Source organism: Arthrobacter sp. B3I4, assembly GCF_030816855.1.
GTDB lineage: Bacteria > Actinomycetota > Actinomycetes > Actinomycetales > Micrococcaceae > Arthrobacter.
Map to the genome: position 1 here is coordinate 1347537 of NZ_JAUSYK010000001.1, position 24266 is coordinate 1371802.

Annotated in this window: 21 protein-coding genes and 2 pseudogenes; 11 read left to right on the forward strand and 12 right to left on the reverse strand. The window is 66.8% G+C overall.

The window, feature by feature from the left end; all coding sequences use genetic code 11:
• Position 1 precedes the first annotated feature (1 nt).
• From QFZ61_RS06365 to ccsB, 3 genes and pseudogenes are all read left to right on the forward strand, one after another.
• A complete protein-coding gene (locus tag QFZ61_RS06365; RefSeq protein ID WP_307034378.1) occupies positions 2-757 on the forward strand; it encodes a cytochrome c biogenesis CcdA family protein in 756 nt (251 codons plus the stop codon).
• Entirely contained in the window at positions 757-2601 is a 1845-nt protein-coding gene (locus QFZ61_RS06370; RefSeq protein WP_307034380.1) for a cytochrome c biogenesis protein ResB, read from the forward strand. The genes QFZ61_RS06365 and QFZ61_RS06370 overlap by 1 nt, the downstream gene beginning before the upstream one ends.
• Positions 2601-3702: pseudogene (ccsB, locus tag QFZ61_RS06375) on the forward strand (c-type cytochrome biogenesis protein CcsB). Before QFZ61_RS06370 ends, ccsB begins: the two are co-directional and overlap by 1 nt.
• Before the next feature lie 648 nt (positions 3703-4350).
• Here ccsB and QFZ61_RS06380 read toward each other — a convergent pair.
• The 3 genes and pseudogenes from QFZ61_RS06380 to QFZ61_RS06390 all read right to left on the reverse strand — a co-directional run bounded on the left by QFZ61_RS06380 (position 4351) and on the right by QFZ61_RS06390 (position 7636).
• Positions 4351-5181 (reverse strand): hypothetical protein, encoded by an 831-nt coding sequence (locus QFZ61_RS06380; protein WP_307034382.1) that lies wholly within the window; start codon positions 5179-5181, stop codon positions 4351-4353.
• Between the two features lie 507 nt (positions 5182-5688).
• Positions 5689-6914 (reverse strand): annotated as a pseudogene (locus QFZ61_RS06385) (IS110 family transposase).
• Positions 6915-7219: 305 nt separating this feature from the next.
• Positions 7220-7636, reverse strand: a complete 417-nt coding sequence (locus QFZ61_RS06390) for a PLD nuclease N-terminal domain-containing protein (RefSeq protein ID WP_307034384.1) — start codon at positions 7634-7636, stop codon at positions 7220-7222.
• Positions 7637-7704: 68 nt separating this feature from the next.
• Here QFZ61_RS06390 and QFZ61_RS06395 point away from each other — a divergent pair, with 68 nt between their 5' ends.
• On the forward strand, positions 7705-8022 hold the full coding sequence (locus QFZ61_RS06395; RefSeq protein WP_307034386.1) for a DUF4229 domain-containing protein: 318 nt from the start codon (positions 7705-7707) through the stop codon (positions 8020-8022).
• Positions 8023-8081: 59 nt separating this feature from the next.
• Here the strand turns inward: QFZ61_RS06395 and QFZ61_RS06400 are convergent, their stop codons facing one another.
• Genes QFZ61_RS06400 through QFZ61_RS06420 form a run of 5 tightly spaced genes read right to left on the reverse strand, consistent with a single transcriptional unit; the run spans position 8082 to position 12419 of the window.
• Positions 8082-8963, reverse strand: a complete 882-nt coding sequence (locus tag QFZ61_RS06400; RefSeq protein WP_307034388.1) for a 1,4-dihydroxy-2-naphthoate polyprenyltransferase — start codon at positions 8961-8963, stop codon at positions 8082-8084.
• A gap of 59 nt (positions 8964-9022) precedes the next feature.
• Positions 9023-10201 carry an AMP-binding protein gene (locus QFZ61_RS06405; protein ID WP_307034390.1) on the reverse strand — a complete coding sequence of 393 codons (1179 nt, stop codon included), beginning with the start codon at positions 10199-10201 and terminating at the stop codon, positions 9023-9025.
• A gap of 9 nt (positions 10202-10210) precedes the next feature.
• Entirely contained in the window at positions 10211-11161 is a 951-nt protein-coding gene (locus QFZ61_RS06410) for a 1,4-dihydroxy-2-naphthoyl-CoA synthase (RefSeq protein WP_307034392.1), read from the reverse strand.
• Positions 11162-11182: 21 nt separating this feature from the next.
• Positions 11183-11623 (reverse strand): VOC family protein, encoded by a 441-nt coding sequence (locus QFZ61_RS06415; protein ID WP_307034394.1) that lies wholly within the window; start codon positions 11621-11623, stop codon positions 11183-11185.
• A 46-nt stretch (positions 11624-11669) separates the two neighbouring features.
• Positions 11670-12419 carry a CPBP family intramembrane glutamic endopeptidase gene (locus QFZ61_RS06420; RefSeq protein ID WP_307034396.1) on the reverse strand — a complete coding sequence of 250 codons (750 nt, stop codon included), beginning with the start codon at positions 12417-12419 and terminating at the stop codon, positions 11670-11672.
• Positions 12420-12623: 204 nt separating this feature from the next.
• Here QFZ61_RS06420 and QFZ61_RS06425 point away from each other — a divergent pair, with 204 nt between their 5' ends.
• A complete protein-coding gene (locus tag QFZ61_RS06425) occupies positions 12624-14084 on the forward strand; it encodes an amino acid permease (RefSeq protein WP_307034398.1) in 1461 nt (486 codons plus the stop codon).
• Between the two features lie 614 nt (positions 14085-14698).
• Here QFZ61_RS06425 and QFZ61_RS06430 read toward each other — a convergent pair.
• The gene (locus QFZ61_RS06430; protein ID WP_307034399.1) at positions 14699-14875 is read right to left on the reverse strand and encodes a CsbD family protein; all 177 of its coding nucleotides are present in this window, start codon (positions 14873-14875) and stop codon (positions 14699-14701) included.
• A gap of 190 nt (positions 14876-15065) precedes the next feature.
• On the opposite strand from QFZ61_RS06430, the gene QFZ61_RS06435 reads away from it, so the two are divergent.
• The 4 genes from QFZ61_RS06435 to QFZ61_RS06450 all read left to right on the forward strand — a co-directional run bounded on the left by QFZ61_RS06435 (position 15066) and on the right by QFZ61_RS06450 (position 18829).
• Entirely contained in the window at positions 15066-15728 is a 663-nt protein-coding gene (locus QFZ61_RS06435) for a pentapeptide repeat-containing protein (protein ID WP_307034402.1), read from the forward strand.
• Positions 15729-15864: 136 nt separating this feature from the next.
• Complete coding sequence (locus QFZ61_RS06440; protein WP_307034404.1) at positions 15865-17076, forward strand: acetyl-CoA C-acyltransferase; 1212 nt, start codon at positions 15865-15867, stop codon at positions 17074-17076.
• On the forward strand, positions 17076-17939 hold the full coding sequence (locus QFZ61_RS06445) for an enoyl-CoA hydratase/isomerase family protein (RefSeq protein ID WP_307034406.1): 864 nt from the start codon (positions 17076-17078) through the stop codon (positions 17937-17939). The genes QFZ61_RS06440 and QFZ61_RS06445 overlap by 1 nt, the downstream gene beginning before the upstream one ends.
• Before the next feature lie 2 nt (positions 17940-17941).
• Positions 17942-18829, forward strand: a complete 888-nt coding sequence (locus QFZ61_RS06450) for a 3-hydroxyacyl-CoA dehydrogenase family protein (RefSeq protein ID WP_307034408.1) — start codon at positions 17942-17944, stop codon at positions 18827-18829.
• Between the two features lie 10 nt (positions 18830-18839).
• On the opposite strand, the gene QFZ61_RS06455 is transcribed toward QFZ61_RS06450, so the two are convergent.
• On the reverse strand, positions 18840-19073 hold the full coding sequence (locus QFZ61_RS06455; protein ID WP_307034410.1) for a DUF6480 family protein: 234 nt from the start codon (positions 19071-19073) through the stop codon (positions 18840-18842).
• Between the two features lie 27 nt (positions 19074-19100).
• Positions 19101-19541: an SRPBCC family protein gene (locus tag QFZ61_RS06460; RefSeq protein ID WP_307034412.1), complete on the reverse strand. Its 441-nt coding sequence runs from the start codon at positions 19539-19541 to the stop codon at positions 19101-19103.
• Between the two features lie 119 nt (positions 19542-19660).
• On the opposite strand from QFZ61_RS06460, the gene QFZ61_RS06465 reads away from it, so the two are divergent.
• Positions 19661-20284, forward strand: coding sequence for a GNAT family N-acetyltransferase (locus tag QFZ61_RS06465; RefSeq protein WP_307034414.1), 624 nt, complete (start codon positions 19661-19663; stop codon positions 20282-20284).
• On the opposite strand, the gene QFZ61_RS06470 is transcribed toward QFZ61_RS06465, so the two are convergent.
• Entirely contained in the window at positions 20281-21117 is an 837-nt protein-coding gene (locus QFZ61_RS06470; protein WP_307034416.1) for an SGNH/GDSL hydrolase family protein, read from the reverse strand. The genes QFZ61_RS06465 and QFZ61_RS06470 overlap by 4 nt on opposite strands.
• Before the next feature lie 257 nt (positions 21118-21374).
• Here QFZ61_RS06470 and QFZ61_RS06475 point away from each other — a divergent pair, with 257 nt between their 5' ends.
• Complete coding sequence (locus QFZ61_RS06475) at positions 21375-24200, forward strand: hypothetical protein (protein ID WP_307034418.1); 2826 nt, start codon at positions 21375-21377, stop codon at positions 24198-24200.
• Positions 24201-24266 lie beyond the last annotated feature (66 nt).

Here is a 24266-nt window from a genome sequence, read left to right on the forward strand (position 1 = left end):
CGTGAACAGCCCCTTCGCCGAAGCCATCCTGAACGGGTCGCTGCTGCTTGCCGTCCCGGTGGCGCTGCTGGCCGGACTTGTGTCCTTCCTGTCGCCCTGCGTGCTGCCGCTGGTGCCCGGCTATCTGGGCTACGTGACCGGGCTGACCGGCGTCGACCTGCAGAAGCAGAAACGCGGCCGGATGCTGGCCGGAATCGGGCTGTTCGTCCTCGGCTTCTCCGTCATTTTCGTTCTCCTCGGCGGGGCATTCGGCCAGCTGGGAACGCTGATCACCGGAGCGCAGAACGCCTGGATTACGCAGCTGCTGGGCGTGCTGGTAATCCTGATGGGCGTGGTGTTCCTGGGCGGGTTCTCCTGGCTGCAGCGCGACGCAAAGATCCACGCCAAGCCGCCGGCCGGCCTGTGGGGAGCGCCGTTGCTGGGCATCACCTTCGGGCTGGGCTGGGCGCCGTGCATCGGCCCGACCTACTCGGCTGTCCAGCTGCTGAGCCTCTCCGGTGGCTCCTCCGCGGCCAAGGGTGCCCTGCTGGCCTTCGTCTATAGCCTCGGCCTTGGCATCCCGTTCCTGCTGATCGCCCTGGCGGTCCGCCGCGGCGTCGGGGTTATGGCCTTCTTCCGCACGCACCGGCTCGCCATCCAGCGCACCGGCGGCGGCATCCTCATTGTGCTCGGCCTGCTGATGGCCAGCGGGGTCTGGGGTGCCTGGGTGTCCGGGCTGCAGTACTGGTTCCAAACCGATGTGAAATTGCCGATCTGATGAGCGAGCGAGTGAACGTACAGAAGAAATCCCGGACCACCGGCAGCACCGGATCCGGCGCCACGCCCGTCGAAACCGCTGTTTCCACTGCCAAGGCCGACGCTGTCCTGCCGTCGCTCGGACCGGTCGGTATGCTCCGCTGGGCCTGGACCCAGCTGACCAGCATGCGCACCGCGCTGTTTTTGCTGCTGCTGCTCGCTGTCGCCGCCGTACCCGGATCGCTGTTCCCGCAGCGGCCCGCCAACCCGGCAGTGGTCACCCAGTACATCAAGGACCACCCGGACTACGGCAAGCTGCTGGACTCACTGCAGCTCTACGACGTGTACTCCTCGGCGTGGTTCTCCGCGATCTACATCCTGCTGTTCATCTCGCTGATCGGCTGCGTCGTACCACGTGCAGTCGCCCACTACAAGGCGATGCGGTCCCAGCCCCCGCGCACCCCGGCCCGGCTGTCCCGGCTGCCCGAATACGGCACGCTCGTCATCCCCGCCGACGCCGGGATCCCGGCGTCGCGCGCCATTGATGACGCCGCCGCCCTGCTGAAGAAGCGCGGCTACCGCGTCGAGGTCCGCGACCGCGACGGCGCCCGGCCCTCCGTCGGCGCCGAACGCGGTTTCCTTCGCGAGGTCGGCAACCTCGTCTTCCACACCGCGCTGATCGGCGTGCTGGTGTCCGTCGCGGCCGGCGGACTGTTCGGCTACAGCGGGCAGCGGATTCTGGTTGAGGGGGACACCTTCGTGAACACCCTGGTCGGCTACGACCAGTTCAGCCCGGGCACCAACTTCCAGTCCAGCCAGCTGCAGCCCTACTCCATCCAGCTGGACAAATTTCAAATCACCTTCGACCGCGAGTCGCAGGGCAAGTTCGGCCAGCCGATCGACTTCAAAGCCGACGTGACCACCAGGGAGAACCCGGACGCCCCCGCCAAGCAGGAGGTGCTGAAGGTCAACGACCCGCTGAACCTCGGGGGCACCAGCATCTACCTGACCGGTAACGGCTACGCCCCGGTGGTTACGGTCCGCGACGGCGCAGGCAACGTCGCCATGCAGGGCCCGGTGGTGGCCAAGCTGCAGGGCGACAACTACTACTCCTCGGTGGTTATCAAGGTTCCCGACGCCAAGCCCGAACAGCTCGCCTTCGCCGGCTTCTTCCTGCCCACCGCCTTCGTGACCCCGGAGGGGGTCTCCTTCAGCGGCGATCCCGAGCTGTTCAACCCCCAGCTGACGCTCAACTCCTACTACGGCGACCTCGGCCTGAACGACGGGGCACCGCAGAACGTGTTCGAGCTCGACGTGAAGAAGTTGACCCCGCTCAACGCGCGCAACCTGCCCACCAAGGGCATCGTGCTGACGCCGGGGGCGACCCATACCCTTCCGGACGGCAAGGGCACGATCAGCTTCGACGGCGTGAAACGCTACGTCGGCGTGGACATCCACCACAACCCCGGCCAGGGCTACGCCCTGTTCTTCGCGCTGCTCGCCGTCGCCGGCCTGGTCACCTCGCTGTACGTCAACCGCCGCCGCGTCTGGGTGCGGACCGGCACCCACGAGGACGGCCGGACCATGGTCGAGTACGGACTGCTGGCGCGCGGCGAGGACCACCGGCTCGCCGGGGAAGCGTCCGCGATCCGGGCACTCCTGGCCGCCACCTGGCCGCTGGACGACACCGCCTCCCAGCCTGTTCCCAGCGCCGGGGCGGACAATAGCCGGGCGGACACCCCGCCGGCCGGCACCGGCACCGAACCTGCGGCGCCCGGCCGCGCCGAACCCTCGGCTCCCGACCGCCCCGCAACCGGCTTCATCCAGTCCACAGCAGGCTCCACCGAGTCAAAGAAGGATCAGTAATGCTCCCCATCAACGAAACCATGGGCCAGTACAGCGAGCTCTTCATGCTGCTCGCAGCGGGCACCTACACGGTGGCCTTTATTGCCTTCGCCTGGGACCTGGCCAAGAGCAGCAAGACCCTGCGCGCGGTGGACCTGAAGGCGGCGGAGCTGTCCGGAACCGAGCCGGCCCGCGTTCCTGTGGGTGCCGGCGTCGGGGCTTCGAGCGGGGCCATGGACCGCGCAGACTCGGACTTGGCCGGCCCGGTCGGGCGCGCTGAACGCCCGACGTCGTCCGTCTCCGGCAGCCAGGCCAATGCAGCGGGCGTGACGGCCGACGGCGGCATGCGCTACGGCGCCGAGCGCCGCGTACCCGCCCGGGTCGCCGTCGCCCTTGCCGTGCTGGGCGCCGCCATCCACGCCGCCGGCGTCATCACCCGCGCGCTCGGTGCGGGCCGGGTGCCGTGGGGCAACATGTACGAGTTCCTGACCACCGGCGCGTTCGTGGCCGTGGCCGTCTTCCTGCTGGTGCTCATCCGCCGCGACCTGCGCTTCCTCGGCACCTTCGTGATCGGGCTGGCGATCATCATGCTGGTCGCGGCCTCCGTCGCGTTCTGGACGCCGGTGGGGCACCTGGTGCCGGCGCTGCAGAGCTACTGGCTGATCATCCACGTCTCCATCGCGGTGCTCTCCTCGGCGCTGTTCACCCTGACCTTTGCGATGTCCGCGCTGCAGCTGGTTCAGTCACACCGGCAGAAGACCATCGCGGCCGGCGGGGCCGACAAGCTTGGCTTCATGCGCCTGGTCCCGAACGCCCTGAGCCTGGAAAACCTGTCCTACCGGATCAACGCGATCGCCTTCGTCGGCTGGGACCTTCACGCTGATGTTCGGCGCCATCTGGGCCGAGAAGGCCTGGGGCCGATTCTGGGGCTGGGACACCAAAGAGGTTTGGACCTTCGTCATCTGGGTCGTTTATGCCGGTTACCTGCACGCCCGCGCCACCCGCGGCTGGACCGGAACCCGCGCAGCCTGGCTGTCGATCGTCGGTTACCTGTGCGTGGTCTTCAACTTCACCATCGTGAACCAGTTCTTCAACGGCCTGCACTCGTACTCCGGCCTGTAGGGGCCAGCCGCTGAATCCGCTACGGTGCCCGGACCCGGGTGCCCGGACCAGGGGTCTCTGTCTGATTCCGTTGCGACGGTCCGATCGCCCAGCGGAACCCGCGAGGACCGGGCCGGACCGGGTTCGTCCCCGCGATCTCACCGTCGGACCGCCGGAGATGGCCGCTACGCCACTGGGCTTAGCGGCCATCTCTGTCAGTTGGGCGGCGGCTGTGAGGCCGACGTCGGCCACCTGGGTTCGTCCCCGCGGTGTCACCACCGGTTCGCCGGATATGGCCGCTACGCCACTGGGCTTAGCGGCCATTTTTGTCATTTGGGCGGGGGCTGTGCGGCCGACGTCGGCCACCTGGGTTCGTCCGTGAGGTGGCACCGCCGGTTCGCCGGAGATGGCCGCTACGCCACTGGGCTTAGCGGCCATCTCTGTCATTTGGGCGGGGGCTGTGCGGCCGACGTCGGCCACCTGGGTTCGTCCGTGAGGTGGCACCGCCGGTTCGCCGGAGATGGCCGCTAAGCCACCTGCTTACCGGCCGTTTTTGTCAGTTGGGCGGCGGCTGGGAGGTCGACGTCGGCCACCGGGGTTCGTCCGCGGGGTGGCACCGCCGGTTCGCCGGAGATGGCCGCTAAGCCGCCTGCTTAGCGGCCACCTTTGTCATTTGGGCGGGGGCTGTGCGGCAGCTGCGGAATGCCGTCTCCTTTTCGGACGCGGGCTTGGCGACCAGCCACGTTCCACCAACGCCGCCCTCACTCTGGTCACCGCCGTAGCCTCCATACCGGGGGCGAACGGAGTCAGATCCCACTGGGTCAATACCACTACCCGCCATCCCGCATCCCGAGCTTTTTCGTCGCGAAAGATGTCACTGCGACGCTGCGCGGGATCGGCGTGATGGCCGCCGTCGTATTGGATGGCGACCTTTTCCCGTCGGTAGGACAAGTCCGGGTCCTCGATCCAGCCACCGGTGTCGTCGAAGATCGGGGCGTTGATGCGAGGCTCGGGCAGGCCGTGTCGGATCAGCAGCAACCGGAGTTCGGTCTCCTTGGGGGAGTCTGTGCCGGCGCGGACCAGAGCCCGGGCGCGTGAGGCATTCCTGTAGCCCGGCTGTCCCTTCTTTCCGGCGAGGTACATGTCAAGGTCGTCGATTGTGGCGAGGGGATTCCGGCGCCGCAGCAGGAAGTCGCCAGCAATCACCAAGTCGTCGAGGCTGAGCATGCTGGCAAGATCGAACCAGGTCCGCAGCGGAGACGTGCAGCGGACCCGCATGCCGGCCACGATTTCCTCCGGTGCAAGTGCACATTGGTGGCCCACGACGTCTTTGCGTCGGACAGCTCGACGCGCCGGCGGGGTCGTCAGGTGAACGACGGCCGTCTTCGCCAGGGAAACGGGGAGGGGGAAACCCCACAGGAGCGCTGCGGATAAATGGCTCACCACCGCGGCGGTCACCGCCGCCAGGGCATGGACGCGGTCGAGAAGCGTTCCCTGCATGGTGGCAGTCGCCCGCACCCCGTGACACGGGCTGACCAGATCCCGAGCCCGGATCCTGCGCCGGCTCAGCCCCGCCGCGCGGGCGTCCTCTATGGTGAATGGTCTGTTGCGAAGCTGCGGAGGAAGCTCACTGGGCTGGCGCATAGGTGGATTCTGCCCCGACAGAACCCGGTGTGGACGTTGTCCACAGGCGAAGCAGGGTGTGGGGGAGTAGTGGTCACCGCCGGCTGGAGCCTGCGACCGGGACACGGGAACGGCGTTTTGTCGGAGACGGCCGCTTCAGCGGTAGCAAAAGCGGCCACTTGTGGCCGATGGGCGGATCTTCGGCTCAGGTCCGGCTCAGGATTAGGAGTCGCTACGGACGTGGGCCGACGACGGTGGACGCAGCCACGCGAGTCGCTACGGACGTGGGCCGACGACGGTGGACGCAGCCACGCGAGTCGCTACGGACGTGGGCGGACGATGGCGGACGCCGCCGCGCGCTGGGGGGTGCCTCTATGGTTTTCGTCAAGCGGCTGAGGGTAGCCGTGGTTCGTAGAAGGTGCCGTCCCTGAGCATGGCGTAGAGGGTGTCGCAGCGGCGGCGGGCCAGGGCGATGAGAGCCTGGTTGTGACGTTTGCCTTCGGCTCGCTTCCGGTCGTAGTAGGCCCTCGACGGAGGATCTTTTAGCGCGGCGAAGGCGGAGAGGAAGAGGGCTCTTTTGAGGATCTTGTTTCCCTTCCGCGATGCGTGGTCTCCGCGGATTGATGTTCCGGATCTCCAGGTCACGGGGGCGAGGCCTGCGTAGGAGGCCAGGTGCCCGGCAGATGCGAAGTCTTTGCCGACGATCTCTGTGAGGATCCGTGCTGCGGTCCTGACGCCGACCGCCGGGAGTGACGTCAGGACCGGGTGAAGAGGGTGGGCCTCCACGAGGGCTTCAACCTGGGTGAAAACGGTGTCGCGGGCCTGCCGGATGTCGGCGAGCATCGTCGCCAACTGTGGCAGCACGATCGTGGCAGCGTTTGTCCCGACGACGGTGACCGTTTGTTGGTCCAGTGCGTCGATGATCTCGTCGGCGAGGCGTTCGCCCATCCTGGGTGCAAGCTTCGTGAGCCGGTTTGCGATCCTGCGCCGGCCGGCATGGCGGAGGGCTTCGGGGGTCGGCCAGGTCCGCAGCAGGTCCAACACTGCCGGGTGGTCCAACCGCGGGCCCAGGACACGCTCCAGTGCGGGGTGGATCTGGGTCAGCAGGCCCCGGATCCGGTTCGAGGTTGCGGTGGCCTGTTTGGCCAGGTCGTCATCGAAGCCGCAGAGCATGGTCAGTTCCGCGAGCTGTTCGTCTGCGATCTGGATGGAGCGCAGTGTGTGCGGCATGGTCCGTGCCGCTTCGGCGATGATGAACGCGTCCCGCGCGTCGGTTTTCGCTTCGCCGGGGTGCAGGTCCGCGATTCGACGCATCGCCAGCCCGGGCAGGTATCCGACTGTGACGCCGGCGGCCCGGGCAACCGCGACGGGGAGTGCACCGATCGTGGCCGGCTGGTCAACCACGAGCAGGATACTGCCGTGCCTGCTCAAAGAGCCGAGGATGTCGCGCAGCCGGGCCTCGTCGTTGGGCAAAGCCTTGTCGAAGAGTTTCTTACCGGCCCGGTCCACGGCAACGGCGTGGTGCTCGCCCTTGCCGACGTCCAGGCCGATGAAGACATCAATGCTTTCGTGGTTTCCGATCACCTGTACCTCCAGTCGCAGCAGCTGATACCCAGTGCTGGACTGTCCGCGGTGTCAGAGCCCGGCACCCACGTTACGCACGACGATCCCAACCTGTCCTGCCTCTATTAGCGGTCTCTCCGGCACCTACCGGACCCGGTGACAACACCCCCCGGATCATTGACGACTGGGGGCGGCAATCATGCCGGGGCCGGCAGGCCAGCACACCCATATCCTGCAACAGGAACGGGCTACGAAAAAGGTAACGGGGGGAGGCCCCGAGGTCACCGCACAGGACAGGGCGCCGCCCCAGGCAAGCCCCCGAAGTGATGAGGACCGCGAGAAGCGGGGGAGTTTACTTGACCTCGTCCGTGCCCTGCGCCGAGTCGCCGCTGTCATGCGTTTCACCGGATCCCGGACGGGATTCGCCGTTGCCGAGCCCGCGTTCCTTGGCGTCCAACTCGGCCTTGAGCTTCTTGAGCCGGTCGGCCTCCGCCTGGTTGCGCCGGCGCTGCTCCAGGTTGCGAAGGAAGTCAGGGTCGTCATCCGGGGCGGTGGGGTGGCGGTACGTGGAAGGGGCCGGAGCGGAACCAGTGCGCGGCCGGCCAATCAGAAACCACAGCACTGCGCCGATCACGGGGAGAACGATTTGCACCACGATCCAGGCCGGCTTGGAAATGCCCTTGGTCTCGCGGGCGTCAGTGCGGATCAGGTCAATCAGTCCGTAGACAAAGACGACCAGTACAACGATTGGTACCACAACGCGGAGCATAGCTTCAGTTTAGCCTCCGCGTGGACTTCCTGCCCCGGGCCAATTGCCCGGGCGGCTAAACTGGGAGCGTGGCTTTCCTGAAATACTCCCTGATCCGTCTGGCGTTGTTCGCGCCGTTGTTCGCCCTGTTTGTTTACCTGCAACTCGGCTGGCTGCTGGCTGCGCTCTGCGCGGGCATGATGGCCTTCGCCATCAGCTTCCTGTTCTTCCAGAAGCAGCGCGACGAGGCCACCGCCTCGCTGCGGAACCGCTTCTCCGGCAAGGCTAAGCCGCTGCGCAGCGCTGGTGAGGTCAACGACGCCGACGCCGAGGACCGTCTCGTCGACGCCCACCCGGACGTCACCGTGCGCACCGACAGCCGCCGCAAAGACGCAAACGACTCCTAATACCGCTCGGTACCCGGCAGAGGCCCGGGAGCCGGTCGGCAGCGTGCCCGGAGCGGGCCCTAGAACCCGCGGCTCAGCACCAGGCCGAGCGAGAACAGCAGAGCGTAGCCGAGGTTAATCAGCCCCGTCTGCTTCAATACGGGGATCAGGCTCTTGCGGCGTCGTCCCGCGATCATCAGCCACGACGGCATCAGGCTCGCCGGAATGAGCAGCAGCACGATCAGCATCCACGGCTTGGCCGGTGCCAGGACGATTACCAGCAGGATCGCCACGGCCAGCATCAGCACGTAGCTTTCCCGGGCGTGCTTGTCGCCAAGCCGTACCGCGAGGGTCTTCTTGCCCGCCACCCGGTCGGTGGGGATGTCCCGCACATTGTTGGCCATCAGCAGGGCACACGCGATGAGGCCTGTCCCGATGGCCCCGATGACAGCGGCGAGACTGAGCCGGCCGGCCTGGGTATAGGTGGTGCCCAGCGTCGCCACCAGTCCGAAGAAGACAAACACGAACAGGTCACCCAGGCCCAGATAGCCGTACGGGTTCTTGCCCCCGGTGTAACCCCACGCCGCGAAGACGCAGCCCAGGCCCACCAAGATCAGCCACCACGCCTGGGTGATGATGACCAGGGCCAAGCCGAACAGCATCGCCAGTCCGAAGGCGGCGAACGCGGCCCGTTTGACGAGCCCCGGCTCCGCTGCGCCGGAGCCAACCAGCCGGAGCGGGCCGACCCGGTCCTCGTCGGTGCCGCGGATGCCGTCCGAATAGTCGTTGGCGTAGTTCACGCCGATCTGCAGGAGCAGGGCCACCATGGCAGCCAGCACCGCGTTGACGAGGCGGAACGCACCCATCTCATAGGCCGCTGCGGACCCGATCAGCACCGGTGCGATGGCGGCCGGCAGGGTGCGCGGACGGGCGCCTTGGATCCATTGTGCGGCTGTGGCCACGTTCAGTACCTCGTTGGTTTGGTGTGTAGAGCTGTTGGACAGACTTGTTTGGAACTTCTCTATTTTCCCTGATGCCGCGCGTCGAGCCGAACCGTCATGGCCAGCCGGTCCGGTTTACCGTTGGGGAGCATCAACAACTCCGCTGCGGTCAGCACGGTCTTGGGAGCCAGCGCACCGGTCAACGCTCCGGCGCCGCCCGCGGCGAAGCGCATCGTGAATGCCTCAGCCGCTTCCGCTGACTGGTCGGCCAGCACGACGTACGCCGCCAGCGCTTGGCCCCATTGGGCTGACGGAACACCGGCCACGAATGCCGCGCGCACGCCGTCGAGCCGCTCCAGCTCGGCCTGCACGTGCGCGGCGGAGACCTTGACCCCGCCGGTGATCACGACGTCGTCGGCCCGTCCCAGCACCGTGAGCGCACCGTCCGTCGAAAGGCTGCCAAGGTCGCTCGTGCGGTACCAGCGGATGCCGTCCTCCTCGACGAACGACGACGCCGTCAGCTCCGGCTCGTCGAGGTAGCCGGCGGCGACGGTGGCGCCGCCGAGCAGGATCCGGCCGTCGGAATCGAGCTTGACCTCCGCGCCGTCCAGCGGCACGCCGTCGTACACGCAGCCGCCGCAAGTTTCGGCCGAGCCGTAGGTGGTTACGGCCTTGATGCCGGCGTCCCGGGCCGCTGTCAGCAGCTCCCCCGACGCCGGACCGCCGCCAAGCAGGACTGCGTTAAAGCGCCGCAGCACGGCCAGCGTATCGGCCGACGGCTCCGCCAGCAGCCGCTGCAGCTGCGTTGGCACCAGCGAGGTGAAGCGGACCGGGTCGGTCAGCTCCAGCGCGGCGGCGGTGAAGGCCTCCGGCGTGAAGCCGGCGGACAGGTCCATGGCCCAGGGCCGGGTGCCGGCGAAGAGCGAACGGACCAGCACCTGCACCCCGGCGACATATTGCACCGGCAGCGCCAGCAGCCACTGGCCTTCGCCCTTGAGTGCCATCGCCGTTGCCATTGAGGAGGCGGCCAGGGCGTCCACCGTGAGGACGGTGGCTTTGGGTGTCCCGGTGGAGCCGGACGTGCGGACCACGACGGCGGCGTCCTCGAACCCGGGCGTTTCCACGAGCCGGACGGCGGGGGAGCCGTCCGCACCGGCGGACAGTTCGACGGCGGGGCCCTCACCGCGAAGGGCAGCCGCGAGGGCCGCGAGGGCGGGTTCGATGTTCGGGGGTTGGGGAGTGTCAGCTCCGGAAGTCATGGCTGCTCCCTAGAAGTAGTAGGGGAACTTGGACCAGTCCGGATCGCGCTTCTCGAGGAAGGCCTCCTTGCCCTCCACCGCCTCGTCCGTCATGTAGGCCAGCCGCGTCGCCTCACCGGCGAAGACCTGCTGGCCGGCCAGGCCGTCGTCGGCGAGATTGAAGGCGAACTTCAGCATCCGGATGGCCTGCGGGGACTGCCGGGCGATGTCCGCAGCGTACTCCAAGGCCACTTCCTCAAGCCGCTCGTGGTCCACGGCCTCGTTGACCGCCCCCATCCGGACCATGTCCTCGGCGGAATATTCACGGGCGAGGAAGAAGATCTCGCGGGCTGCCTTCTGGCCGATCTGGCGGGCCAGCAGCGCCGAGCCGTAGCCGGCGTCGAAGCTGCCCACCGTCGCGTCGGTCTGCTTGAACTTGCCGTGCTGCCGGGAGGCGATGGTGAGGTCGGAGACGACGTGCAGCGAGTGCCCGCCGCCGGCGGCCCAGCCGTTCACGACGGCGATGACCACCTTGGGCATGGTCCGCGTCAGCCGCTGGACCTCGAGGATGTGCAGCCGGCCGGCGCGGGCCGGGTCGATGGTTTCCGGGGTTTCCCCTTCCGCATAGCGGTACCCGTCCCGGCCCCGGATCCGCTGGTCGCCGCCGGAGCAGAAAGAGTGGCCCCCGTCCTTGGCGGACGGCCCGTTGCCGGTGAGCAGGACGGTGGCAACATCCGGGGTCATCCGGGCGTGATCCATGGCCCGGTAGAGCTCGTCCACGGTGCCTGGCCGGAAGGCATTGCGCACCTCGGGCCGGTTGAACGCGATGCGCACGGTCGGCAGGTCCTTGACCACGGTGCCGTCGGCGGAGCGCTCCACCTGCCGGTGGTAGGTCAGGTCCTGGAAGTCGAAGCCGGACACGGTGCGCCAGCGGGTGGGGTCAAAGACGTCGGATACCTTGGCGGGGATTTCGTTGCTCACAGACCGAGTCTAGTAATCGGCTCAGCTGATGCAGAACTCGTTGCCCTCCGGGTCCGCCATGGTGTACCAGGAGTGCGGGCCCTCATTGGCGGTCCACAAGTACGTCGCGCCGCGTGCCTCGAGCGCGGCGCGGACCTCGTCCTTGTCCGCCCCGGCGAGGTTCACGTCCCAGTGCACCCGGTTCTTCACGGTCTTCGCTTCCGGAGCGGTCTGGAACAGGATCCGCGGGGTGGCCGGTTTGGCATCGAGGTCCCCCGGCGGGCGGATCGCGGCTCCGGTCCGCCAGACCAGCTTGCCGCGGTGCCGCGTTGTCTCGGCGTCGGTCGCGAAGCCCTGCTCGATCATGGAGCGGATGAAATCCTCGTCCTGCGGCTCCACCGCCCACTCAAGGGTTTCCGCCCACCAGTCGGCCAGGTTGTGCGGGTCGGAGCAGTCAACAGCGATCTGGATGTTCAATGCCATGGGAGAAACCTACGACGGCGGGGCCCGCGGCGCCAGAGGCCGGGTGCTACTGCACCTGTTCGAGGAGTTCCGGCGGAATGGCGTAAATGAAGATCACGGCCAGCAGATTTTTCGCAGCATGGACGAAGTAGGAGAACATCACGTTCTTGCCCGTCCACACATAGACGAAGACCAGGGTCGCACCCATGGCGAGGTACGGCATGAGCACGGGTAAAGTCAGCGCCTCCTGGCCCACAATATGCAGGGCCGCGAACAGCGCCACCGAGAGGGCGCAGCAGAACCAGACGTTGATCTTCCGGCCCAATTTGCCGATCAGCAGGTGCCGGAAGATGTACTCCTCCACGAACGGGCCGACGATCACCAGCAGCGGCACCATCAGCCAGGCCGGGATCTGCTGCATGAGGGCCTGCAGGCCGGCCTGGTTGGCGGACGTCTGCGGCGGCCCGGTCAGGGCCACCAGGACGGCGGTGAGGATCATCATGGCCACCACCGCCAGCGGCACCATGAGCAGCGTGAACCAGGGCCGCGTTGCCAGGACGCGAAGATCCCGAAGCGCGACGCGGCGCACTGCTGCCAGGGCGAGCAGGCCAATGACTGCGTAGAAGGCCAGGTTCGCGGCGTAGGAGGCCACCGCGGGGTTGGGTGAGAGCTGCAGCAGCAGGGGGACCAACAGCGCGGACGCGGTGGCGAACAACGCGGTGACCGCCACATAGATCCCTGCCGTGGCGTAGTCCAGCCGGGAAAAAACGTAGAGTTCCGGACGCGGCGCCGGTAGTTGACGAGGAACGGTGGCCATGGAAACAGCCTAGCGGCGGCCGGGCGCCGGTGTTGCCCGGGTCACGACTGGACCGCCAAAGCTAGTACTATGGATGAGCCGCGCGACGCTGCGAGCCATGCGGGCTCCGGCACTTCCGTTGACCCCAAATCACGGACCGACCCCGCTTTTGCTGCCCTGACTCGCCTGCCCGTCCCGGCAACACCCCGACCACAAGGAACAGTTGTGCCACAAAGTACTTCCACTGCACCCCAGAGCGCGCCGGCGCAACCCGCCGTCGTCGACTCGACCCTCAGCGCCGAGGGCTACAAGAAAACCCTGAACGGCCGCCAGGTCACCATGATCGCGATGGGCGGCGCCATCGGCGTCGGCCTCTTCATGGGAGCCGGCGGGCGCCTTGCCTCGACCGGCCCGGCACTGATCTTCTCCTACGCCGTCGCCGGCGTCATCGCCTATCTGCTGATGCGGGCCCTGGGCGAACTGATCATGTACCGCCAGACCTCCGGTTCGTTCGTCAGCTACGCCGGCGAGATGTTCGGCAAGAAGGGCGCTTACCTGTCCGGCTGGATGTACTTCATCAACTGGGCCATGACCGGCATCGCCGAACTGATCGCGATCGGGCTCTACTTCCAGTTCTTTTTCCCCAACGTGCCGGTGGAGCTCACCGCCATCGCGGCGCTGCTGCTGCTCGTCGGCGTGAACCTGATGAGCGTCAAGGCGTTCGGTGAGTTCGAGTTCTGGGCTTCGGTCCTCAAGGTCGCGGCCATCCTGATCTTCCTGGCCGTGGGCACCTTCATGGTGGTCACCAACGCCAAGGTGGGGGCGGGCCACGCCTCCGTGAACAACCTCTTCGCGGCCGACGGCGGCATGTTCCCCAAGGGTGCCCTGGTGATGATCCTGGTGCTCAATGCGGTGATCTTCGCGTACAACGCCATCGAGCTCGTCGGCATCACCGCCGGCGAGATGGAGGACCCGGCCAAGGAGGTCCCGAAGGCGATCCGCGCCGTCGTGATCCGCATTGTTGTCTTCTACGTCGGTTCCGTGACCCTGCTGGCGATGCTGCTGCCCTCGGACCAGTACAAGGCCGGCACCTCACCGTTCGTAACCGTCTTCGGTCAGATGGGGCTGCCGTGGATGGGTGACGTGATGAACATGATCGTCATCACCGCCGCGCTGTCGTCCTGCAACTCGGGCCTGTACTCGATCGGCCGGATCTTCCGCACCATGGCCAACAACGGGCATGCCCCGCAGTGGCTCACCCGGATGTCCAAGAGCCACGTGCCGTACGCCGCCATCCTGGCCATCGGCGCCGTCTACCTCGTGGGCATCCTGCTGAACATCTGGCTGGGCGGCTCGCACGCCTTCGACCTGGCGCTGAACACCGCCTCGATCGGCGTCATCTTCACCTGGGCGTCCATCTTCGCCAGCCAGATTGCGCTGCGCAAGACCAAGGGCAACGCCTCCTCCCTGCCGATGCCGGGCTCGCCGTGGACCAGCTGGGCCGGCCTCGTGGCGCTGCTCGCGATCACCATCCTGATCGGCTTTGACACCATGACCAGCAAGACCGGCGAGGTCTTCCACCTGGGCCTCTGGACCCTGGCGACCATTCCGTTCTTCGCGGTGGTGCTGTGGCTGGGCTGGCAGAAGGTTAAGAACAACGAGCCCAAGAGCGAGCTGTTCAGCTAACACTCCCGGACCAGACACGACGGCGGCGGCTACCCTCGGGTGGCCGCCGTCGTAGTGCTTTACCCATCGACTGCTCCGACGATGCCGTTATGAGCGGTCCAAAGGGCCACCCCGGAGCGGCCGATGCACCCAGCTGGAGCCACATCAACGACGCGCCCATTTGACGGAAGTGGCCGCTATGCAAGACGGTTTTGTGGCCATCTGTGGCGAATGGCTGCGCGGGGGCGTGACGGCGGCGCGTTTAGCGGCCGTTCCTGGCAAATGAGTGACCTAAGCGCGGCCATGGTGCGGGAAACCGGCCGGGGCAGGGTCCGCATTGACAGGCGACGCGCCCTTTTGACACCAGCGGCCGCTATGCGAAGTGGTTTTGCGGCCACTAGTGGCGAACGGCTGTTCCCGAGTGGGTCAGACAGCGCGTAGTAACCGTCGGTGGCCAGCAGGTGGCCTGATGGCGAGCACCAGCCGGGCAACGGAGGCGTGGGTTTCCGAAACCCGTCGGCTAAGCGGGGTCAGGGCCTAGGACGGGCACAGAGGAAACCGGCACAAAGAAGCGGCGCCGGGCATCCCCCAAAGGAATGTCCGACGCCGCTGGTCTCTAAGGCTCATGCCGACGACTAGTCGCGCTTGGCTGCGTCCTTGACGTTTTCGCCGACTTTCTTCGCGTCCGCGACGACCTGGTCCTTCTGACCCTCGGCCTTCAGGCGGTCATTGTCGGTGGCGTTTCCGGTGGCCTCCTTGGCCTTGCCGCCGAGGTGCTCTGCCGTGTTTTGAATCTTGTCTCCGATACCCATGGCGTGTTCCACCTTTCGTTTCCGGTTGAAATTCAACGCATTTTCACCATAACACAAAGCATGCTTACTACTTCAAGCCGGGTGGCGGGTAGCGGGTAGCCGTCAACGTGGCCGTTCCTGGCCAGGTCTTCCGCCCCCGACCCCCGGCCCCCGGCGCCTGACGGCCGCGGACCGGGCTAGGCTCGGTTGCATGGCTTCCGGCAAACCTAAATTCGCGGCCCCGCGACTCGCTCCCGTCCGACTGGCTGACCTCCGCCAGGACCCCGCTCCCGCCTTCCGACGGGGTGAGCGCTATGACGGCGTCGCCTATGACCGCGTGGCCGCCGATGGCCTGGAACTCAGCGGCGTCGAGTTCGTCGAATGCGGGTTCGCCGGTGTGTCCTTTAACGAAACCCAACTGCGCGGGGCGACCTTCCGGGACTGCGTGCTGGCGGAGGTTTACGCGCCGGTCTTCACGGCCGCCCGGTCCGGCCTGCGGGACGTGGAAATCCACAATCCCCGCTGGGGCTCTGCCGAGCTGTATGAAAGCAGCTGGCAGTCGGTGCGGATTGACGGCGGCAAGCTCGACTACGTGAACCTCCGCGGCTCCAAGCTGGTGGACGTGCAGATCAGCGACTGCATCATCAATGAACTCGATCTTGGCTCCTGTACGGCGACCCGGGTGGCACTCAAGAACTGCACAGTCGGCAGTCTGGACTTCACCGGCGCCCGGCTCAAGGATTTCGACCTGCGCGGCACGGACTTCCGCTCCCTCAGCGGCCTCGGCAGCCTTTCCGGTGTTGTCGTCGATGATTACCAGCTGACCTTGTTGGCGCCGCTACTGGCCGGTCATCTCGGCATCACCGTCGCCTGACCGGACGGCGCCTCCTTCGGCACGTCATCCTGGGCCGTCCGGTTGACCCGCTCGATCCGCCGTGTAATCTTTATAGAACGAACGGTCGGTAATTTATGTTGCTGCCGGCCCTGCTCCCTTGGTGAAGGATGTTCTCATGGTCGAGGCTTTTCTTGTTGGCGGTGCCCGCACTCCGGTGGGCCGGTACGGCGGCGCGTTGTCCGCGGTCCGTCCCGACGACCTCGCGGCGCTGGTGGTCCGGGAAGCTGTGGCCCGCGCCGGCGTCGACCCCGACGCCATCGACGAGGTCATCCTGGGCAACGCCAACGGTGCCGGCGAGGAGAACCGCAACGTTGCCCGGATGGCGACCATCCTGGCCGGGTTGCCGCTGCACATCCCCGGCATCACCGTGAATCGGCTCTGCGCGTCCGGCCTCAGCGCGATCATCATGGCCAGCCAGATGATCAAGTCAGGCGCCGCGGACATCGTGATCGCCGGCGGCGTCGAGTCGATGAGCCGAGCCCCCTGGGTGCAGGAAAAGCCGCAGACCGCTTTCGCCAAACCGGGGCAGATCTTCGATACCTCTATCGGCTGGCGCTTCACCAACCCCCTGTTCCAGAAGGGCGAGCTTTCCCGCGGCGGCAAAATGACGTACTCCATGCCGGAAACCGCCGAGGAAGTGGCCCGGGTGGACGGCATCTCCCGCGAAGACGCCGACGCGTTCGCCGTCCGTTCGCACGAACGCTCCCTTGCCGCCATCGCGGCCGGCCGTTTCGCCGACGAAATCGTGCCCGTCACCGTGAAGACACGCAAGGCCGAAACGGTCGTGGACACCGACGAAGGGCCCCGCGCCGGGACCACCATGGACGTGCTCGCCAACCTGCGTCCCGTCGTCGCCGGCGGCTCGGTGGTCACCGCCGGGAACTCCTCCACGCTGAACGACGGCGCCTCCGCGATCATCGTCGCCTCGGAAGCCGCCATCCAGAAACTCGGCCTCACCCCGCGCGCCCGGATCATCGACGGCGCCTCCGCCGGCTGCGAACCGGAGATTATGGGCATCGGGCCGGTCCCGGCCACCCAGAAGGTACTGGCCCGGACCGGGCTCGGCGTCGGGGACCTCGGCGCCGTCGAGCTCAACGAAGCGTTCGCGACCCAGTCCCTGGCCACCATGCGGCGGCTCGGCCTGGACCCGGAGATCGTGAACCGCGACGGCGGCGCGATCTCCCTCGGACACCCGCTCGGCTCGTCAGGGTCACGGCTGGCCATCACCCTGCTGGGCCGGATGGAGCGCGAGGACGCCAGAATCGGCCTCGCCACCATGTGCATCGGCGTCGGGCAGGGCACCGCAATGCTGCTGGAGCGCGTCTGATGGCGGACCAGCCCGGCGGACTCGACGCCGAGGGATTCGGAACACTGCTGGTGGAAGAACGTGCGGACCGGCTGGTGGTGCGCCTCAACCGCCCCGAGGTCCGGAACGCCATCGACCAGCAGATGGTCGACGAACTGCACCGCGTCTGCGCGTACCTCGAACAAACGCCAAAGGTGCTCATTCTTGCCGGTGCCGACGGCGTGTTCGCCTCCGGTGCCGACATCGCCCAGCTGCGCGAGCGACGGCGCGATGACGCACTGCAGGGGATCAACTCGACCATCTTCGTCCGCATCGCGAAGCTGCCGATGCCCGTTATCGCCGCTCTGGATGGTTTCTGCCTCGGCGGCGGCGCCGAGCTCGCCTACGCGGCCGACTTCCGGATCGGCACGCCCGGTATCCGGATCGGCAACCCCGAGACCGGCCTGGGCATCCTGGCTGCTGCCGGGGCCAGTTGGCGGCTCAAGGAACTGGTGGGGGAGCCGGTAGCCAAGGAAATCCTGCTGGCCGGCGCGGTGCTCCGTGCCGACCGGGCCCTCGCCGTCGGCCTTGTCACCGAGATCCACGAACCCGCGCAGCTGATCGACGCCGCCCACGCCCTGGCTGACCGGATCGGCCGGCAGGATCCTCTCGCTGTCCGCATCACCAAGTCCGTGTTCCACGCCCCGGCCGAGTCGCACCCGCTGATTGACCAGCTGGCGCAGGGCATCCTCTTTGAATCCCAGGCCAAGTTCGACCGCATGCAGGCCTTCCTGGACCGGAAGACCGACAAGAAAACGGACAAAAAGGCAGCAGAAAAGGCCGACAACGCAACTGACAGCAAGTCAGCTAGTACGCCAGAGCAGAACCCGGACCGGAAGAAGTAGACATGAGCAACCCCGAACTCCCCGCGAACAGTCCCGGCGCCGCCCTTCCCGACTCCGTCGGGGTGCTCGGCGGCGGCCGGATGGGCGCCGGTATCGCCCACGCCTTCCTCATCAACGGTGCCAGCGTCCTCGTCGTGGAACGCGACGAACAGTCAGCGGAGGCAGCCCGTGAGCGCGTGGAGTCCGCGGCGGCCAAGAGCATTGAGCGGGGTGCCACCGACGGTAACCTCGACGAAATGGTTTCCCGGCTGGCCGTGACCGTGGATTACGACGACTTCAAAGACCGGCAGCTGGTGATCGAGGCCGTGCCCGAGGATTGGAACCTCAAAGTGGCCTCCCTGCGCGGCATCGAGGATCGGCTGGCGCCGGACGCGTACCTTGCCTCCAACACCTCGTCACTGTCGGTCAACGGCCTGGCGCGCGAGCTGAGGCGGCCGCAAAACTTCCTGGGTTTGCACTTCTTCAACCCGGTCCCGGCGTCCACATTGATCGAGGTAGTGCTCGGCGAGCAGACGTCCGAGGCCCTCGCCTGGGCTGCTCGCGGCTGGGTTGAAGCGCTGGGCAAGACCGCCGTCGTCGTCAATGACGCCCCAGGTTTCGCCTCGTCGCGGCTGGGCGTTGCTATCGCCCTTGAAGCGATGCGCATGGTGGAGGAAGGCGTCGCCTCGGCTGAGGACATCGACAACGCCATGGTCCTGGGCTACAAACACCCCACCGGCCCGCTGCGCACCACCGACATTGTTGGCCTGGACGTCCGGCTGGGCATCGCCGAATACCTGGCCTCCACGCTGGGCGAACGCTTCGCGCCGCCACAGATCCTCCGCGACAAGGTGGCACGCGGTGAACTGGGACGCAAGACCGGCAAAGGCTTCTTCAACTGGGAAAAGTGAGCCGGGCAGGCTAGTCGAGGATCCCGACGATGTACCCGATGAAGTAGAGCGCCACTAGGAGCACTCCGCCGGCGATCATGATGATCCACAGGTACTGCATAAAGCCCCGGCCCTCGGGTATCTTTGGTCCCTGCGGCCCCACTGAGGTCCCCTCTGCCGGAGGTGTTTCGCCGGGCGGGACGCCCCCGCCCGGTTCAAGGCCGGTGACGTTGTTCTCGAGGGGATCCGGATTTTGGGATGTCACAGTCTGCTCCTGTTCAACTCAGCGCCGCTAGAGCGATGCCTGGGAGTCGAGCGTCTTCTTCATGCCGTCCATCGCGGGGCCGGCCAGGGAGTTGAACGCGGGCCGGGCAATCGGTTCGGCGATTTTCCGCCAGCCCCTGAGCGTGAATTCGGCGGTGTAGTCCACTTTGGATCCCGAGCCATCCGGCGACACGTCGATGGTGTCCACGGAGATGACCGCCTTGTTCTCGCCCCGCAGGGTGATGCGGCTGGCAGTCAGTTCGATGACCTCGTACGTCAGTGCCTGGCGCTTTCCGCGGAACTCGGCTTCGGCGTGGTAGCGGTGGCCGACGGCCACGGGCCCATCCGACAGCTTGTTAACCAAAGGTGTCCCGGGGTCCCACTCCGGCGTGTGCTCAAACGTCGAGAGGTAGGCGAAGGCCCTGGCGGGGTCAAGGGCGGAACGGACCGTGCCGTGAACTGTGATCATTACCCCAGCGTACAGAGGTCCCCGGCAACGGCGTCGGGATGGACCGCAATTTCCCGGGCAGCATTGGAGCGCGGTGACGTTCGTCCGGTGCCCCGGATGCCTGGGCCTAGGATGTTGACGTGACTTTCCCTGACCGCACCGCGTTCGCTCCCATCACGCTCACCGGCAGTCGTGTCGTTTTGGAACCGCTCAGCCAGACCCACCACGACGGCCTGGTGGAGGCGGTGCGCGACGGCGAACTCTGGAAGCTCTGGTACACGTCTGTCCCCGCCCCTGAAGCCATGGCCGCCGAGATCGACCGGCGGCTGGCCCTGCAGCGGAGCGGCTCGATGCTGGCGTTCACCACCAGGCTGATTGACCCGGCCACCGGCCGCCCCGGCAAGGTCATCGGCATGACCACCTACATGAACATCGACGCCGCGACGCCCCGGGTTGAGATCGGTTCCACCTGGAACGCCGCCTCCGCGCACGGGTCCGGCAGCAACGCGGACTCCAAGCTGCTGCTGCTCCGGCACGCCTTCGAAACGCTCGGCTGCCCCGCCGTCGAGTTCCGCACGCACTGGCTAAACCACCAGTCCCGCGAGGCGATCGCGCGGCTGGGCGCGAAACAGGACGGCGTGCTGCGCAGTCATATGCGGACGGCCGACGGCGTGTTGCGTGACACTGTGGTGTTTTCGATCCTGGAGCACGAGTGGCCGATGGTCCGCAGCGGCCTGGAGGCCCGGCTGGCCAGGCGGCGCTAGGACGCCCGGTAAGCTCCGGCGGCCTTCAACGCGCTGTAGTAGGCCTCGTACCCGGCGGCGTTCGGGTGGAAGTTGTCGGGACTGGCGGGGTTGGCAAGGTCCAGATTGATCCACGGGTTTGCGGAGTTGATGCCGTGGCCGAGGAACGCTCCGCGGACGTCGACGTACTGTGCGCCGGTGGCCTTGGCGGCAGCTGCAATGGTCGCATTCAGGCCGTCCGCCAACGCTGTAGCCCGGTAGATAAACAGCGACGTCGGATCGGTCTGACCGGGGGCAATTGGATCGTAAAGGTAGGGGTATCCGGTCACGACAATGCGGGCGTTAGGCGCTGCTGCCTGCACGCTCTGAATCATCGCGGCCACGTCGCCGGCGAGTTTCCCGCTGGCGATCTGGGCAGCAGCGGCATTGCTGGCTTTGTCACAGTCCGGCGCGGCGGCGGGATTGAACATCGCGGTAACGCACTTGGTGACGATTGTTCCGAACCCGAGGTTGTTGCCGCCTGCGGTGATGGTCACCAGTTCCGTGCTGGGGTTCAGTTTTTTCAACTGGGTTTGGACGACATCACCGGTGGTGTTGCCGCTACAGGCAGCTTTGGTGACGAGTTTGATGGCCTTCGTCTCGGCAGCGAGTTCGGAATAGCTGTTCTCACTGCGGTAGCAGGAGTCCAGGTACGCTCCCGCTCCCTGACCGGCGGCGTAGGAGTCTCCCAGCGCGATGTATTTGGTCTTGTCCACCGCCTGCGCCGGCGCTGCTGCCAGACTGGCCGCCATTGCGAAGGTAGCGAGACCGGCTGCCAGCGCAGCCCGCCGACGTCGTAGGCTCAGATTTCCCATGGTGTTCCCCTCAGTAGCACGCGGGTTCAGCGGGCCTTGCCAGGGTGCGGTATCAGTCCCGGGGCGTCAGGCGAGCCGAAAGAAGCCCGGCGGCGACCGGGTCCACCGCCACCCTACCCGAGCCGGTGGCGCCGGCAGGCAGCGTTGATACTCCCTTGTGGAGAACTTTCGCCAATCCAGCGTCTTGGGGGCACAGTGCCAGAACGCTGCGGGAAACGGCTCGCAGCCGGGCCAAGGCGAGGCGCTAAAGTAACCGGGTGAAGACTCCTAGATACGCGCTGGTTACGCGGATGGCGGCAGCTGCTACCGTTGCACTCGCCGGAACGTCCCTGGCCGTTCCCGCGCTAGCCGACGCCGGGCCCTCCCAGCCCGCCGTCGCCGTCGCTCCGATGCCGGACTCGCCAGCGTCGAGCGGCCCCCCGTCGGCGACGACCCCGACGTCACTGGAGTCCTCACCCACTGTCCCGGCCGTCAGCCAAGCAGGGCTTGCCGAGGCGACACTTCGCGATCTGGGCATGACGTTGGAGCAGTTCAACGCCGCGGGGGAACTGGCTAGGCGCGCGGCCGACGCCGTCCCCTCCCTGCACGGACTGCCCGGCTTTGTGGGGATCAGCCTGAAGGACGGCAAGATCGTCGTCCAGGGCACCGGCGCAGAACTTGGGGCCCGGATTGACGAGTTGAACGCCGCCGGCTCGACCGCTGACTTTGTGCTCGCACCGGCCGCCGCAGTTGCGCCTCCCAAAGAGTTGTCCGCCGCCGAACTTATCGCCTCGAGCACGGACCAGCTTTTCGAGGCCTACGTCCGGGAAGTCGGTCCGGCCGGCCTCCAGGCAGTGGCGTACGCCAACGGGCACTTTGTGATCCGCGCCGGTGGCACCAATGCTTCCGAGGGCACGTCTCCGCAAGCTCTGAACCCGCTGGTGCTGCTCGCGCCTACACCGCCATCCACGCCGTCCCAAGTTGTGCCGTCCCAGGTTCCGGTGCCGGGCAAGATTTCGGCTGCGGAATTCGTGTCCCGTTACAAGAACGTCGAACTGGAACATGGCGCACCGGTCAAGACCGAACATGACCTCTTCGGGGGACAGGGGTACGTCATCCCTGGTAATGGATGGGCTGGAGCCTGTTCCCTTGGTTTCAGCGCGTTCAGCCCCACGGGCGAACCGGAATTCCTTACGGCCGGACACTGTGCCGGCGACGGATCAACCACTGATGTGCCTCTGGAAGAGCCGACGTCCTCTCCTGCAGCGGGTGGTGCCCCGCTGGGCAGCCCGGTCATAGCCGCCGGTGCACTCGGCAGCTTTGGATTCAGCCAGTTCGGCGGACCGGGCAACACTCCCATTACTGGGACCGCGGCCAACCCCGGCAACGTAGGGACCGACATCGCGATCATCAAGGGGCTTGTGCTGGGCATGAACACGCAGCCCGCCGCCACGAAGTGGGATGTTGTGGGCAACCCGGAGCCGACCTCGGTCAAGATCATCGGTGAGCTGGCTCCGTTCCCGGGGCAGGCCGTGTGCCGGTCGGGGCGCACTACCGGCTGGAAGTGCGGCACCGTCGACTCCGTCGGCATCTGGGCCATGCCCGGGCCGACGAATGACCTGCGCGCGGTCCGCGCCTTCGACTCCACAACCGTAAAGTCAGACGGTGGGGACTCAGGCGGACCCTGGATCAGCGGCAACTTCGCGGTGGGCACCCACACCGGGGCAGAGACGCAAGGCTACGGAGCAGGACGGGTCCAACTCCGCGCCATTGCAGCCACACTCGTGGATGCGATGAAGCAGATTCCCGGCGTCAAGCTCCAGCTCTTCCTCAACAAGCCCGAACTTTCCGGAACTCCGAGTGAAAGCACGGTATTTTCAAACACCGTCGTTCGTGGGCGCGTTCTGGCTGCCCCCGCGTCGGCGGTTGCCACCGGCTCCACTGTGCACCTGGTCCGCTCCAGCCAGGGCACGGTCCAGGAGACTCTCGATGTTCCGGTGGACGGCACCGGCAACTGGTCGTTCAGGGCCCCGGCGTCGGAAGGATCATTCCAGTTCAAGGCGGAGACTCGAAACGGGTTCAGCAACTCGGGGACCGTGGCTTTCAACTTGAACGTCTCTGAATTGGCCGCCCCGGCAATTACCGCCCCTGCCGGCGGAGCCACAGTTGCGGCCCTAAACCGAATAGAGGGAAAAGGAACCCCCGGTAACGTCGTAAAGCTTTCCGGAGACGTGACTGGCTCGGCCGCGGTGCAGGCTGACGGCTCCTGGACTGTCGTACTCAAAGAACCTCAGGTTTACGGCAAGATTTCCGTTGTTGCCGTCCAGACCGCGCGCGGTCATGCAGACAGTGCTCCCACAACCGCGGAATTCGTTGTGGTGCCGCCGGCACCGATCCTGACAACCACGGTGGACGGCGTTTCGTTCCGACAGGACTCACTGCCGGAAACCTTGACCGGGACTGGAGTCGACGGCGCGGAGGTAATCCTCGCTGTGGACGGGCAGCCTATTGTGGTCCAGAAAGGCGGGTCCGGGGTGGGCGCGAAGTCGGTGTATGCATCCCTGGTCCCGTTCGTCGCGGTGACCAGCGGCCGCTGGAGTGCCCCCTTCCCGGCCGGTCTGGCTGTGGGGTCCCATACCCTCGCCGTTTCGCAATCAGTTGAGGGCGTTATCTCATCGGCTGTCACAGCGCGGTTTTCTATTCGCGCACCGGTTGCCGCTGCGAGCGGACCGGTATCCGCAACGCCTGCAGCCGGAGCGCTGTCACGGCCCGCCTCGGCTGTCCAGGCGCAGGCGGCGCGGGCCAAGAACTGGCCGGGCCCGCCGCTGTTGGTCGACACGGGCGCCGACCGAGTGCTTCCGGCAGCCGCCTCTCCGGCGGCCCCAGTTGCCAGCCCGACGGCCGCAACTGCCTCAGCGGCTCCGGCTGCGCCTGCCGTGGTTGCCCCACCGACGATTGCGGCTCGGGCGCAGAATCAGCCGGACCCGCTGCTACCGCCCAGTACCGGAGCCGGAGGAGTTCTTCCTGCCACCGCTCTGGCAGCAGGGGCGTTGCTGCTAGGCGGCGTTCTTATCGCATTCCGCCGGCGCCGGTCGGTGAACTGAGTTCCGGCCGCCGCTGAAGCTCGCCCTGGATGAAACGCGAGGGAGCTTAAAAGTAGGCGGGAGGAG